This window comes from Microbacterium sp. X-17, assembly GCF_039615055.1.
Genome location: NZ_JBDHNI010000005.1, coordinates 337,512 through 350,695 on the forward strand (window position 1 = coordinate 337,512; position 13,184 = coordinate 350,695).

The 13,184-nt window shown below is 71.0% G+C and carries 13 protein-coding genes; all 13 read left to right on the plus strand.

Annotated features, from left to right (window positions below):
* The first annotated feature begins 56 nt into the window (after positions 1-56).
* The 13 genes from alaS (at position 57) to ABCS02_RS24595 (ending at position 13,169) form a co-directional block, all read left to right on the plus strand.
* A complete protein-coding gene (gene alaS / locus ABCS02_RS24535) occupies positions 57-2,723 on the plus strand; it encodes an alanine--tRNA ligase (RefSeq protein WP_345838315.1) in 2,667 nt (888 codons plus the stop codon).
* Complete coding sequence (gene ruvX / locus ABCS02_RS24540; protein ID WP_345838316.1) at positions 2,720-3,187, plus strand: Holliday junction resolvase RuvX; 468 nt, start codon at positions 2,720-2,722, stop codon at positions 3,185-3,187. Before alaS ends, ruvX begins: the two co-directional genes overlap by 4 nt.
* Positions 3,187-4,545: an endolytic transglycosylase MltG gene (gene mltG, locus ABCS02_RS24545; protein ID WP_345838317.1), complete on the plus strand. Its 1,359-nt coding sequence runs from the start codon at positions 3,187-3,189 to the stop codon at positions 4,543-4,545. Before ruvX ends, mltG begins: the two co-directional genes overlap by 1 nt.
* On the plus strand, positions 4,539-5,363 hold the full coding sequence (locus ABCS02_RS24550; RefSeq protein WP_345838598.1) for a shikimate dehydrogenase: 825 nt from the start codon (positions 4,539-4,541) through the stop codon (positions 5,361-5,363). Before mltG ends, ABCS02_RS24550 begins: the two co-directional genes overlap by 7 nt.
* 30 nt (positions 5,364-5,393) lie before the next feature.
* On the plus strand, positions 5,394-6,647 hold the full coding sequence (aroC, locus tag ABCS02_RS24555) for a chorismate synthase (RefSeq protein WP_345838318.1): 1,254 nt from the start codon (positions 5,394-5,396) through the stop codon (positions 6,645-6,647).
* Positions 6,619-7,173, plus strand: a complete 555-nt coding sequence (locus ABCS02_RS24560) for a shikimate kinase (RefSeq protein WP_345838599.1) — start codon at positions 6,619-6,621, stop codon at positions 7,171-7,173. Before aroC ends, ABCS02_RS24560 begins: the two co-directional genes overlap by 29 nt.
* On the plus strand, positions 7,170-8,246 hold the full coding sequence (aroB, locus tag ABCS02_RS24565; protein WP_345838319.1) for a 3-dehydroquinate synthase: 1,077 nt from the start codon (positions 7,170-7,172) through the stop codon (positions 8,244-8,246). The genes ABCS02_RS24560 and aroB overlap by 4 nt, the downstream gene beginning before the upstream one ends.
* The gene (gene aroQ, locus ABCS02_RS24570) at positions 8,243-8,683 is read left to right on the plus strand and encodes a type II 3-dehydroquinate dehydratase (protein WP_345838320.1); all 441 of its coding nucleotides are present in this window, start codon (positions 8,243-8,245) and stop codon (positions 8,681-8,683) included. Before aroB ends, aroQ begins: the two co-directional genes overlap by 4 nt.
* A 164-nt stretch (positions 8,684-8,847) precedes the next feature.
* Positions 8,848-9,408 carry an elongation factor P gene (gene efp, locus ABCS02_RS24575; protein WP_345838321.1) on the plus strand — a complete coding sequence of 187 codons (561 nt, stop codon included), beginning with the start codon at positions 8,848-8,850 and terminating at the stop codon, positions 9,406-9,408.
* A gap of 4 nt (positions 9,409-9,412) precedes the next feature.
* On the plus strand, positions 9,413-9,823 hold the full coding sequence (gene nusB, locus ABCS02_RS24580; protein ID WP_345838322.1) for a transcription antitermination factor NusB: 411 nt from the start codon (positions 9,413-9,415) through the stop codon (positions 9,821-9,823).
* Between the two features lie 64 nt (positions 9,824-9,887).
* Positions 9,888-11,444, plus strand: a complete 1,557-nt coding sequence (locus tag ABCS02_RS24585) for a Rieske 2Fe-2S domain-containing protein (protein ID WP_345838323.1) — start codon at positions 9,888-9,890, stop codon at positions 11,442-11,444.
* Between the two features lie 169 nt (positions 11,445-11,613).
* The gene (gene pyrR / locus ABCS02_RS24590; RefSeq protein ID WP_345838600.1) at positions 11,614-12,204 is read left to right on the plus strand and encodes a bifunctional pyr operon transcriptional regulator/uracil phosphoribosyltransferase PyrR; all 591 of its coding nucleotides are present in this window, start codon (positions 11,614-11,616) and stop codon (positions 12,202-12,204) included.
* Positions 12,201-13,169 (plus strand): aspartate carbamoyltransferase catalytic subunit, encoded by a 969-nt coding sequence (locus ABCS02_RS24595; RefSeq protein ID WP_345838324.1) that lies wholly within the window; start codon positions 12,201-12,203, stop codon positions 13,167-13,169. Before pyrR ends, ABCS02_RS24595 begins: the two co-directional genes overlap by 4 nt.
* Positions 13,170-13,184: the final 15 nt, after the last annotated feature.

Sequence of the window (13,184 nt, forward strand, 5' to 3'; positions counted from 1 at the left end):
ACGGCGCGCACCCGCGGCCGCGGGTCGCTCGTGCACGCCCACCCCGAGGAATCCCCATGAAGACCGCCGAGATCGCGCAGCGCTACCTCGACTACTTCGAGAAGAACGGTCACACGATCGTGCCGTCGGCATCGCTCGTGAGCGATGACCCGTCGATCCTGTTCACGATCGCCGGCATGGTGCCGTTCATCCCGTACCTCACCGGCGTCGTGCCCCCGCCGTACCCGCGCGCCGCGGACGTGCAGAAGTGCATCCGCACGAACGACATCGAGGAAGTCGGGAAGACCGCCCGCCACGGCACGTTCTTCCAGATGCTCGGCAACTGGTCGTTCGGCGACTACTTCAAGGAGGGGGCGATCACGTACGCGTGGGAGCTCCTGACGAATGTCGAGCGCGATGGCGGCCTCGGGTTCGCGGAGCGCGACCTGTGGGTCACCGTGTACGACGACGATGACGAGGCGGCGGCGCTGTGGAAGCGCATCGCAGGCCTGCCCGACGAGCGCATCCAGCGGATGGGCAAGGACGACAACTACTGGTCGACCGGCCAGCCCGGCCCGGCGGGCCCGTGCTCGGAGATCTACTTCGACCGTGGACCCGCCTACGGGCAGGACGGCGGCCCCGCCGTGGACGACAACCGCTTCACGGAGATCTGGAACCTCGTGTTCATGCAGGATCTCATCGCGGATGTCGCGAGCAAGACGGACTTCCGGATCGTCGGGGAGCTGCCGCAGAAGAACATCGACACCGGCATGGGCCTGGAGCGCGTCGCGTTCATCACGCAGGGCGTGGAGAACATGTACGAGACGGACCAGGTACGCCCGGTCCTGGACCGCGCCGTCGAGCTGAGCGGCCGCCGCTACGGCGCCGTGCACGAGGACGACGTCCGCTTCCGCGTCATCGCGGACCACGTGCGCTCGTCGCTCATGCTCCTGTCCGACGGCGTCACGCCGTCGAACGAGGGCCGCGGCTACATCCTGCGCCGCCTGATGCGCCGCTCGATCCGGTCGATGCGTCTCCTGGGCGTCGACGGACCGACGTTCCCCGAGCTGTTCACGGCATCGCGCGACGCGATGTCGGCCGCATACCCCGTCGTGGAGACGGACTGGGCGCGCATCTCGCAGTACGCGTACGCCGAGGAGGAGACGTTCCTGCGCACGCTTGCGGCGGGATCCACGATCCTCGACGTCGCGGTCGCGCAGGCGAAGGATGCCGGCACCCCGACGATCTCGGGCCCCGACGCGTTCCTCCTGCACGACACGTACGGCTTCCCCGTGGACCTCACGCTCGAGGTCGCAGAAGAGGCCGGGCTCACGGTCGACCGCGCCGCGTTCGACACGCTGATGCAGGAGCAGAAGGCGCGCGCGAAGGCGGACGCGAAGTCACGCCGCCGGACGATCGCCGACCTCTCCGTCTACCGCGAGTTCCGCGCGGCGGGGGAGACGGTCTTCACCGGCTACAGCGACCTCGAGACGGAGTCGCGCATCCTCGGCATCCTCGTGGACGGCGTTCCCACCGAGCGTGCGACCCAGGGGCAGATCGCCGAGGTCATCCTCGCCGAGACCGCGCTGTACGCGGAGTCCGGCGGCCAGGTCGCGGACCGGGGCACGATCGTCGGTCCCGGCTTCGAGCTCGAGGTGCTCGACGTGCAGCGGCCCGTCCCGGGGCTCGTCAGCCACACGGTCGAGGTCTCCCAGGGCGAGGTCGGCACCGGCCAGGCCGCGACCACGGTCGTAGACGCGGTGAACCGTCGGGCGGCACAGCAGGCGCACTCGGCGACGCACCTCGTGCACGCGGCCCTGCGCGACACGCTCGGGCGGACCGCAACGCAGGCCGGCTCGCTCAACCGCGCCGGATACCTCCGCTTCGACTTCTCCTGGGGCTCGGCGCTCTCGCCCGAGACCCGGACCGAGATCGAGGAGATCGCCAACAACGCCGTACGCGACAACCTCGCAGTGGCGACGCGGCTCCTCCCGCTCACCGAGGCGCGCGAGCTCGGCGCCATGGCGATGTTCGGCGAGAAGTACCCCGAGCTCGTCCGGATGGTCGACATCGGCGGCCCGTGGTCGCGCGAGCTCTGCGGCGGGACGCACGTGGGCACGAGCGCGGAGATCGGCGTCATCAGCATCGTGGGCGAGTCGTCCGTGAGCGCCGGCGCACGCCGCGTCGAGGCCCTCGTCGGCGCGGACGCCTTCCGCGAGCTCGCGGCCGAGCGCGCGATCGTATCCGAGCTCAGCGCGTCGCTGAAGACCCCGCGCGACCAGCTGACCGCCCGCGTCGCGGACCTCGCCGCGAGCCTCAAGGCGGCCGAGCGCCGGATCGCGGCGTTCGAGGCGCGGGCGCTCGAGGAGCGCGTCCCGACGCTCGCCGCGTCGGCGGTGCGCGCGGGCGCGTTCACCGTTGTCGCGGACGAGCTGGCGGGCGCCTCCTCGGCCGACGACGTGCGCACGATCGCGTTGCGCGTACGAGACCGGCTCGGCGACGAACCGGGCGTGGTCGCGCTCGGCGCGGTCGCTGGCGAGCGTCCCGTCGTGGTGGTCGTCACGAACGAAGCCGCGCGGGAGCGAGGCGCCCGGGCGGGCGCCCTCGCCAAGGTCGCGGCATCCGTTCTCGGCGGTGGCGGCGGCGGACGCGACGATGTCGCGCAGGGCGGCGGCACGGATGCCGCGTCCCTGCCGGCTGCGCTGACGGCCATCCGGACGGCACTGGAGACGGCGGCGTCGTGACCGGCTTCCGCCGCGGGGTCCGGATCGGCGTCGACGTCGGACGGGCCCGCGTCGGTGTCGCGCGGTGCGATCCGGACGGGCTGCTCGCGACTCCGGTGGAGACCGTGCCGCGGGACGACCTCTCGATCGGGCGCGTGCAGCGGATCGCCGCGGACGAGGGCGCGGTCGAGTTCGTCGTCGGGCTTCCGCTCGGGATGTCCGGTCACGAGACCCCGTCGACGGCGGATGCGCGGGCGTTTGCGGTCGAGCTCGCGCGGGGTCCCCTTCCCGTTCGGCTCTTCGACGAGCGGCTCAGCACCGTGAGCGCACACGACGCTCTGCGCGCGTCCGGCCGCAGCACAAGAACGTCTCGTAGCATTGTTGACCAAGTCGCAGCCGTCGTTCTGCTTCAGCACGCGATCGACGTCGAGAAGCGGACAGGAACGCCCCCCGGCACGCCTGTCCCCCCGGAGGAGTCTCCCTGATGCCCGATCCGACGCCGCCGCCGTCCGAGGATCCGTTCGCGGACCTCTACGGCCGGCTCCCGGATGCGCGGTCGCGCGCGGACGCCGACGGAGACACCGTCCCGAAGTCCCGCCGCGAGGCCCGGGAGGCCGCGGCGCGCGCGTCGCACGAACCCCCCGCGCAGCCGCCCACCGTGGCGATACCCGTGCCGGAACCCGCTCCCGAACCGGCTCCCGCGCTCGACGACCTCTTCGCGACCGCGGGCCGCATCCCTCCGACGACGAAGAAGAAGGCGATGAAGACGAAGAAGCGGCGGCGGCGCGGACTGTGGATCGCGCTGGTCATCGTCGTGGTCCTCGTCGGCGGGGCCGCGGGCGGCGGCCTCTGGGCCTGGAACGCGTACGGCGGGCAGATCCGCTCCGCGCTCGGCTGGGGGGAGTCGAAGGACTACGCCGAGGGCATGGCCCAGGGGCAGGCGACAGTCACGATCCGCACCGGCGACGGCGGACAGCAGATCTCGCAGTCCCTCTACAACGCAGGCGTCACCAAGACCGCGGACGCGTTCTACGACATGCTCGTGAAACTTCCGTCGTCGCCGACGTTCTACCCCGGTGTCTACAAGCTCCAGCAGCAGATGAGCGCGACCGCCGCGCTTCAGGCGCTGCAGGATCCCGCGAACAAGATGGACTACACGGCGCAGATCCCCGAGGGACTGACCGTCAGCGACACGATCTCCCGGCTCTCCGACTCGCTCGGCATCCCGCTGTCCGATTTCCAGGCCGCCGTCGCCAACCCGGCCACGTATCAGGTGTCCGCCGGCAGCCTCGAGGGCTGGCTGTTCCCCGCGACGTACACGTTCGACCCGGGCGTCACCGCGCAGGAGGTCATCCAGACGATGGTGAATCGCGCCGTGCAGTCGCTCGACGCGGCCGGCGTCACACCCGACCAACGCCAGCGGATTCTCACGATCGCCTCCATCATCCAGCGCGAGGCGCGCCAGCGGGACGACTTCTACAAGGTCTCGCGCGTCATCCAGAACCGTCTCGCCGCCGACATGCTCCTGCAGATGGACTCCACGGCGCAGTACGGCTACAACGAGCTGCACAACGGGACCGTCAGCTCGTCCGAGGCCGCGCTCACGGACGACAACCCCTGGAACACGTACGTCAACAAGGGCCTGCCGAAGGGCCCCATCTCGAACCCGGGCGATGTCGCGATCGACGCCGCGATGCATCCGGTCGATGGGCCGTGGCTGTACTTCGTGACCGTGAACCTCGACACCGGCGAGACCGTGTTCTCCGTCACCGTGCAGGACCACGACGCCGCCGTCGCGCAGTGGCGACAGTGGTGCGTGCAGAACCCGAACTCCGGATGCTGACACCCGTGCGGCTCGAGGTGTGGGGCGATCCGATCGCCCACAGCCTCTCGCCCGTGTTGCACACGGCGGCGTACCGCGCGCTCGGTCTCGACTGGGAGTACGACCGCCGGCAGGTGTCCGCGGAGGCGTTCGCGGCGACCCTCGACGGACCTGGCTCCCACCTGCGCGGACTGTCGCTCACGATGCCGCTGAAGGACGTCGCCTTCCGCGCGGCAGACGTCCTCGACCGGCGGGCGACGCTCACAGGCGCCGTCAACACGTTCGTCCCGGAGGGCCGCCGCGGCTACAACACCGACGTCGGTGGGATCGTCCGCTCGGTCCGCCAGGCCGGGATCGACGGCGTCGAGACGGCGCGCATCGTCGGCGCCGGGGCGACGGCCCGCTCGGCGCTCGTCGCGCTCGCCGAGCTCGGCGCGCGCGACGTCGACGTGGCCTCGCGGCGCCCCGGCCCGGTCGTGCAGCTCGCCGAGCTCGGGGCATCGCTCGACGTGCGCGTCACGGCGACGCCGCTCGACGCGGCGACCTTTGCGCCGGTGCCCCTCACGCTCGCGACGCTCCCCGGCGGGGTCGCCCTCGATCCCGCGGTCGCCGGGCGGCTGGCGGCGGCCGGAGGCTTCTTGTCCGATGCGGTCTACGGGCATTGGCCGACCGAGCTCGCCCGCGCGTGGGAGGCGCTCGGCGCGCCGGCACAGGACGGACTCGGGATGCTGCTGCACCAGGCGCTCCTGCAGGTGCGCGTCTTCGTAGCGGGCGATCCGGACCGGCCGCTCCCCGGCGAGGACGACGTCCTCGCCGCGATGCGCCACGCGCTGGCGTGACGGGGAACCCGCGCGTGAAAGACTAGGGGGATGCTCCGCGTCCTCACTGCCGGCGAGTCCCACGGTCCCGAGCTCGTCGCGATCATCGAGGGTCTGCCGTCGGGCATCCCGGTCGCGATCGCCGACATCCGCGCCGATCTCGCCCGCCGCAAGCTCGGCTACGGCCGCGGGTCGCGCATGAAGTTCGAGGAGGACGAGCTCACACTCTCGTCCGGCGTCGTCCACGGCCGGACCCTGGGCAGCCCGATCGCGGTGCGCATCGGCAACACGGAGTGGCCGAAGTGGGTCGAGGTCATGAGCCCGGAGCCCGTCGAGCTCACCGACCGCTCCCGCGGCCGCGGCTCCGCCCTCACGCGCCCGCGTCCGGGTCACGCCGACCTCGTCGGCATGCAGAAGTACGCCTTCGACGAGGCGCGGCCGATCCTGGAGCGCGCGAGCGCGCGCGAGACCGCCGCCCGCGTCGCCCTCGGGGCGATCGCCCGCGCGTTCCTGTCCGAGCTCGGCATCCGTCTCGTGAGCCACACGGTCGCGATCGGCGCGGTCGCGGCGCCGGAGGACGCTGCCCTCCCCACCGCCGACGACGTGGCGGTGCTCGACGCCGACCCGGTCCGCTGCTTCGACGCCGACACCTCCGCGCGGATGGTCGCCGAGATCGATGACGCGAAGAAGGACGGCGACACGCTCGGCGGCGTCGTCGAGGTGCTTGCGTACGGGCTGCCCCCGGGGCTCGGCTCGCACGTCCAGTGGGATCGTCGCCTCGACGGGAAGCTCGCACAGGCGCTCATGAGCATCCAGGCGATCAAGGGCGTCGAGGTGGGCGACGGCTTCCTCACGGCGCGCCGGCGCGGGTCGGCAGCGCACGACGAGCTCTTCGCGACCGCCGACGGCCTGACCCGCGGCAGCGACCGCGCGGGCGGCACGGAGGGCGGGATGTCGACCGGTACGGTCCTGCGCGTGCGCGCCGGCATGAAGCCGATCGCGACGGTCCCGCACGCCCTCCGCACGATCGACGTCGCGACGGGGGACACCGCGGCCGCCCACCACCAGCGCTCCGACGTGTGCGCCGTGCCGGCGGCCGGCGTCGTCGCCGAGGCCATGGTCGCGATCACGCTCGCCGACGCCGTTCTGGAGAAGTTCGGCGGCGACAGCATCGGCGAGACCCGGCGGAACCTCGAGTCCTACCTCGCCGCGATCCCGGAGACCCTGCGCACGACCGCGGCGAGCGACGCGAACCTGCTCGAGGGCACCGACGATGATGACGACCCCGACGACGCCGTCGACTGACGCGATCGTCCTCGTCGGGCCGATGGGGGCCGGCAAGACGAGCATCGGCCGCCGCGTCGCGAAGCGGCTCGCGGTCGGGTTCTACGACAGCGACGTGGCGGTCGTCCGCGCGCACGGCCCGATCGAGGACATCTTCGCGACCGCCGGCGAGGAGCGCTTCCGAGAGCTCGAGCGCGAGGCGGTCCGCGTGGGGCTCGAGACCGGCGGCGTCGTCGCGCTCGGCGGAGGAGCGGTCATGGATGCCGCGACCCGCGCCGATCTCGCGCACCACCGCGTCGTGCTCCTCACAGTGACGCCCGAGGTCGTCGCCTCGCGTCTGGCGGACACGACGCGCCCCCTGCTGCAGACCGAGGACGCGCTGGCGCGCTGGAGCGAGATCATGGAACAGCGCCGACCGCTGTACGAGGCGGTCGCCGACGTCGTCTTCGACACGTCGACCGGACCGCTGTCCGACGTCGTCGACGCGATCGTGGCGTGGGCGCGGAAGAACGAGAGCACGGGCATGAGCGGAGCGACGGAGTCATGAGCGACAGCACGACGATCACGGTCGGCGGCGAACAGCCGTACGACGTCACGATCGGACGCGGGATCCTCGCGGGACTCGGCGACGCGCTTCCGCCGGCCGCGCGCAAGGTCCTCGTCATCCACCCGCCGTCGCTCGCGGCTCGTGCGGAAGAGCTCCGCGCCGAGCTGCAAGGCGATCGCGAGGTGCTGCTCGCGGAGATCCCCGACGCCGAGCAGGGCAAGCGGGTCGAGGTCGCCGCCTTCTGCTGGCAGATCCTCGGACAGGCCGACTTCACCCGGACGGACGCGATCATCGGCTTCGGCGGGGGAGCGGTGACCGACCTCGCCGGGTTCGTCGCCGCGACCTGGCTCCGGGGCGTGGCGATCGTGCAGGTGCCGACGACCGTGCTCGCGATGGTCGACGCGGCGATCGGCGGGAAGACCGGCGTCAACACGGCCGAGGGGAAGAACCTCGTCGGCGTGTTCTGGCCGCCGCGGGCCGTGCTCTGCGACCTCGACCTCCTGGGGTCTCTGCCGCGCAACGAGGCGGTCGCGGGCTTCGCCGAGGTCGTGAAGGCCGGTTTCATCTGGCATCCGGAGATCCTCGATCTCATCGAGGCGGATCCCGAGGCGGTCGTCGACCCCTCGACGTCCGCGTTCCGGCGCTCGCTGGAGCTCGCGATCGACATGAAGGCGCGCGTCGTCGGCGAGGACCTCCGCGAGGCGGGGCTCCGCGAGATCCTGAACTACGGCCATACGCTCGGCCACGCCATCGAGCACGCCGAGCGCTACCGCTGGCGGCACGGCGCCGCGATCTCGATCGGCATGGTGTTCGCGGCCGAGCTGTCGCGCCTCGCGGGGCGCCTGCCCGACGCGGTCGCCCAGCGGCACCGCGACATCCTCACGTCGCTCGGGCTGCCGACGGCGTACCGCGCCGGCGCGTGGCCGCAGCTGCTCGCGACGATGCAGCGCGACAAGAAGTCCCGCGGCGGGATGCTGCGCTTCATCGTGCTCGACGACCTCGCCCGCCCGACCGTGCTGCAGGCGCCCGACGAGTCGCTCCTCTTCGCGGCGTACCAGGAGGTCGCGGAGTGAGCGGGCCGCGCCGGCTCCTGCTCGTGAACGGGCCGAACCTCAACCTGCTCGGCGTGCGGGAGCCGGACGTCTACGGACACCAGACGCTCGCCGACGTCGAGGAGCTCGTACGCGAGGCGGCGGCCGAGCGCGGCTACGAGGTGCGGGCGGTCCAGAGCAACCACGAGGGCGTGCTGATCGACGCCATCCACGAGGCCCGCACCGACTGCGCCGGGATCGTCATCAACCCCGGCGGTCTCACGCACACGTCGGTCGTGCTCCGCGACGCCCTGTCGGGTGTGAGCCTGCCGGTGGCCGAGGTCCATATCTCCGACGTCGCGCAGCGCGAGGAGTTCCGCCACTTCTCCTATGTCGCGGATGTCGCGGTCGTCCACGTGGTGGGGGAGGGCGTCCCCGGCTACGCGACCGCCGTCCACCGCCTCTGCGACCTGCTCTGACCTGGCCCCCTCCTCCGCGAGAACGCGCGTATGTCACGAAAACACGCCAGTTCTGTGACACACGCGCGTTCTCACGTGGGCGGGGGCAGGGGCCGCGACGCATAGAATCGTCAGTCGGGCCGTTGCGCCCGGAAAGCTTCCCCACACGAAACGGACCCAGGCCCATGGCATCGACCGCAGACATCAGGAACGGCGTCGTCCTCTCCATCGACGGACAGCTCTGGAACGTCGTGGACTTCCAGCACGTGAAGCCCGGCAAGGGCGGCGCGTTCGTGCGGACCAAGCTGAAGAACGTCATGACCGGCAAGGTCGTCGACCGCACGTTCAACGCGGGCGCCAAGGTCGAGATCGAGAACGTCGACCGCCGCGACTTCCAGTACCTGTACAACGACGGCGAGAGCTTCGTGTTCATGGACGTCGATGACTACGACCAGATCAACATCCCGGCCGCCACCGTCGGCGACGCGGCGAACTTCCTGCTCGAGAACCAGCAGGTGCAGATCGCCCTCAACAACGGCAACCCGCTCTACGTGGAGCTCCCGGCCTCCGTCGTGCTGGAGATCACGTACACCGAGCCGGGCCTGCAGGGCGACCGCTCCTCCGCGGGCACCAAGCCGGCGACCGTCGAGACCGGCTACGAGATCCAGGTGCCGCTGTTTCTCGAGACCGGCACGAAGGTCAAGGTCGACACGCGCACGGGCGACTACCTCGGCCGCGTGAACTGAGCGCGTGAGCGCACGCAGCAAGGCGCGCAAGCGCGCCCTCGACATCCTCTTCCAGGCCGATGTCCGCGGCGAGGACGAGGGCGCGATCCTCGCCGCCGAAGCCCGCCGCGCGGCGAGCGAGCCGAGCCGCGAGTCGTCGTGGCTCTACGCCCGCGAGATCGTGGACGGCGTCATCGACCACCGCGACGAGATCGACGAGCAGATCACGACCTTCGCGAAGGACTGGCCGCTGACCCGGATGCCGGCGGTCGACCGCGCCGTCCTCCGCATCGGCGTGTGGGAGATCCTCTTCAACGACGGCGTGCCCTCCGCCGTCGCGATCGACGAGGCCGTCGAGCTCGCGAAGGAGTACTCGACGGACGACTCCGGCTCGTTCGTCCACGGCATCCTCGGCCGCATCGCTCGCTCCTCCTGAGCGGCGGTGCTCGGGGGTCTCCCGGGCGCCGCTGCCTACACTCGAACAGGACGAAGGGAGATCCATGCGGATCACGGGGCTCGGTCACGCCGGCATGTTCATCGAGACCAGAGGCGGCAGCATCCTCTGCGACCCGGTGATCGGGCCGACCTTCTTCGGATCCTGGTTCCCGTTCCCAGACAACCGCGCCCTCGACTGGGAGCGCTTCGGGCGCGCCGACTTCCTGTACGTCTCCCACCGGCACCGCGACCACTTCGACCCGCGGCTCCTGCGGCGCTACGTCCCCACAGACATCCGCGTGCTCCTGCCCGAGTACCCGACCGACGACCTCGAACGCGACCTCCGAGGGCTCGGCTACGAGAACATCGTTTACACGCGGGCCGGCGTGCCGCTGGAGTACGGCGACCTCAAACTCATGGTGACGCCCTTGCGCGCCCCGAGCGACGGGCCGATCGGCGACTCGTCGCTGAGCGTCGACGACGGCACGGCGAGCATCCTCAACCAGAACGACTCGCACCCGCTGGACCTCGAGAAGCTCCTGGCCTTCTCGAAGCCCGAGGCGTACTTCACGCAGGTGTCCGGCGCCATCTGGTGGCCTATGGTCTACGACCTCCCGCAGGATGCCAAGCAGAACTTCGCGCGCCTCAAGCGCGAGGCGCAGAACAAGCGGGCCATGTACTACGTCGAGAAGGTCGGCGCGGAGCACGTCTTCCCGATGGCGGGGCCGCCCATGTTCCTGCGCGAGGACCTGTTCCGGTACAACGGGACGGGACTCGACGACGACTCGATCTTCACGGACCAGCGCGAATTCCTCGCCCACATGCGGGAGCAGCGACCCGCGCAGAAGGGCTACGAGTTCCTCCCGGGCACGCTCGTGGAGCTGAACGACGGGGAGATCTCCGTCACGCAGACGCTCTACACGGATGCCGAGATCGACCGCATCTTCGACGACAAGTGGGCCTACCTCGCCGAGCAGCGCGACAGCCGCCAGGACGAGGTGGCCGCCGAGGAGGCATCGCGCGCCCCGATCCTGCCGCCAGCCGAGATGCTCGCCGCCCTCCAGGAGTGGTGGGAGCCGCTCCTGCGCCGCGGCCGCATCTTCCGCGACGGCGTCGGCGGCCCGGTCCGCATGACGATCGGCGAGCTCGATCTCGTCGTCGACTTCCCCAAGGCGCGGGTGCGGGAGTATGCGGGGGAGGAGACGAGCTACTGGTTCACGATCCCCGCCGACCTCGTCTCGACCAACATCGCCGACCACGAGATCGACTGGTCGAACTCGATCTTCCTCTCGCTGCAGTTCACGGCCGGCCGGGTCGGCAAGTTCAACGAGTTCATCTACACGTTCTTCAAGTGCCTGTCCCGGGACCGGATCGAGTACGTGGAGAACTGGTACTCCGAGCAGTCCGACGTGTCGGAGGACGTCGAGCTCGGCGACTGGGTCCTCCAGCGTCGCTGCCCGCACCTGCGGGCCGACCTCGCCAAGACCGGCAAGATCGAGGACGGCGTCCTCACCTGCTCCCTGCACGACTGGAGCTGGGATCTGGCCAGCGGACGCTGCCTGACCTCGCAGGGGCACCCCATCCGTGCCCGCGCCGTCGAGAACACCCCGACGCCCGCCTGACCTCCTCCCCGCGAGAACGCGCCCGTGTCATGTTCTGAGCCCAATTCCGTGACATAGGCGCGTTCTCGCGGAGGGGTGGACCTGCTCCGCGGAGGGGTGGACCTGCGCCGCGGAGGGGTGGACCGGGGTCGGGGAGGGGTGGAACGGGTCTCGGGGGAGGTCGGATAGGATCGACGAGCAGGCCCAGCAACCTTTAACACCGTCCGAGAGGCGGAGAAGGGAGCGGCGCATGAGCACGCGAACCGTGCTTCAAGAGGCGGACATCGCCCGCGCGCTGACGAGGATCTCGCACGAGATCCTCGAGTCCAACCGAGGACCGGACGATCTGGTGATCCTCGGCATCCCGACTCGCGGCGCGACCCTCGCGACCCGCGTCGCTGCGCTCCTGACGGAGTTCAGCGGCACGCCGGTCCCCGTCGGCGCGCTCGACATCACGATGTACCGCGACGACCTGTCGCGCAATCCCACGCGGGCGCCTCAGCCGACCTCCATCCCGCCAGAGGGGATCGACGGGAAGACCGTCGTGCTGGTCGACGACGTGCTCTTTTCCGGCCGCACGATCCGCGCAGCTCTCGACGCGCTCGGCGACATCGGGCGCCCCGCCGCCGTGCGGCTCGCGATCCTCGTCGACCGCGGCCACCGCGAACTGCCGATCCGGCCCGACTTCGTCGGCAAGAACCTGCCGAGCGCACGTGACGAACGCGTCTTCGTCCGGCTTGCCGACGTCGACCGGATCGAGGAGGTGACGATCGAGTCATGAGGAACCTCCTCGACACCACGAGCCTGACGCTCGAGGAGGCGCTCCGGATCCTCGACGTCGCCGAGGACATGGCCGACACGCAGCGGCGCGAGGTCAAGAAGCTCCCGACGCTCCGCGGCAAGACCATCGTCAACCTCTTCTTCGAGGACTCGACGCGCACGCGCATCTCCTTCGAGGCGGCCGCCAAGCGCCTGTCCGCCGACGTCATCAACTTCTCCGCGAAGGGGTCGAGCGTCTCCAAGGGCGAGTCCCTGCAGGACACCGCGCAGACGCTGCAGGCGATGGGAGCGGATGCCGTCGTGATCCGCCACGGCGCGTCGGGTGCGCCGCGGACCCTCGCGACGAGCGGCTGGATCACCGCCGGCGTCGTCAACGCGGGCGACGGCACGCACGAGCATCCGACGCAGGCCCTCCTCGACGCGTTCACGATCCGCAAGCGGCGCTTCGGCGACGCGAGCCGCGGCAAGACGCTCGACGGCGTCCGCGTCGCGATCGTCGGCGACATCCTGCACTCCCGCGTCGCGCGGTCGAACCTGTGGCTCCTGCACACGCTCGGCGCCGAGGTGACGCTCGTCGCCCCGCCGACGCTCGTGCCGCAGGACGTGTCGGCCTGGCCGGCGCGCATCCTCTACGACCTCGACGAGGCGATCGCCTCGGGCCCCGACGCGCTCATGATGCTGCGCATCCAGAGCGAGCGGATGAACGCCGCGTACTTCCCGACGGAGCGCGAGTACGCGCGGCGCTGGGGGCTGGACGCGGCACGGCTCGCGGCACTGCCAGCCGATAGCATTGTCATGCATCCGGGACCGATGAACCGCGGGCTCGAGATCTCCGCCGAAGCGGCGGACTCGCCGCGCGCCACCATGCTCGAACAGGTCGCCAACGGCGTCTCGGTGCGGATGGCGGTGCTGTACCTGCTGCTCGCGGGCGACCGCGCGGAGCACGCCGGGGCGGGCGAAGGATGAACCAGGAAGGAACGC

Coding starts and splice junctions, on each gene's coding strand:
- alaS (WP_345838315.1), top strand. CDS start 57: ATGAAGACCGCCGAGATCGCGCAGCGCTACCTCGACTACTTCGAGAAG.
- mltG (WP_345838317.1), top strand. CDS start 3,187: ATGCCCGATCCGACGCCGCCGCCGTCCGAGGATCCGTTCGCGGACCTC.
- ABCS02_RS24550 (WP_345838598.1), top strand. CDS start 4,539: ATGCTGACACCCGTGCGGCTCGAGGTGTGGGGCGATCCGATCGCCCAC.
- aroC (WP_345838318.1), top strand. CDS start 5,394: ATGCTCCGCGTCCTCACTGCCGGCGAGTCCCACGGTCCCGAGCTCGTC.
- ABCS02_RS24560 (WP_345838599.1), top strand. CDS start 6,619: ATGACGACCCCGACGACGCCGTCGACTGACGCGATCGTCCTCGTCGGG.
- aroB (WP_345838319.1), top strand. CDS start 7,170: ATGAGCGACAGCACGACGATCACGGTCGGCGGCGAACAGCCGTACGAC.
- efp (WP_345838321.1), top strand. CDS start 8,848: ATGGCATCGACCGCAGACATCAGGAACGGCGTCGTCCTCTCCATCGAC.
- ABCS02_RS24585 (WP_345838323.1), top strand. CDS start 9,888: ATGCGGATCACGGGGCTCGGTCACGCCGGCATGTTCATCGAGACCAGA.
- ABCS02_RS24595 (WP_345838324.1), top strand. CDS start 12,201: ATGAGGAACCTCCTCGACACCACGAGCCTGACGCTCGAGGAGGCGCTC.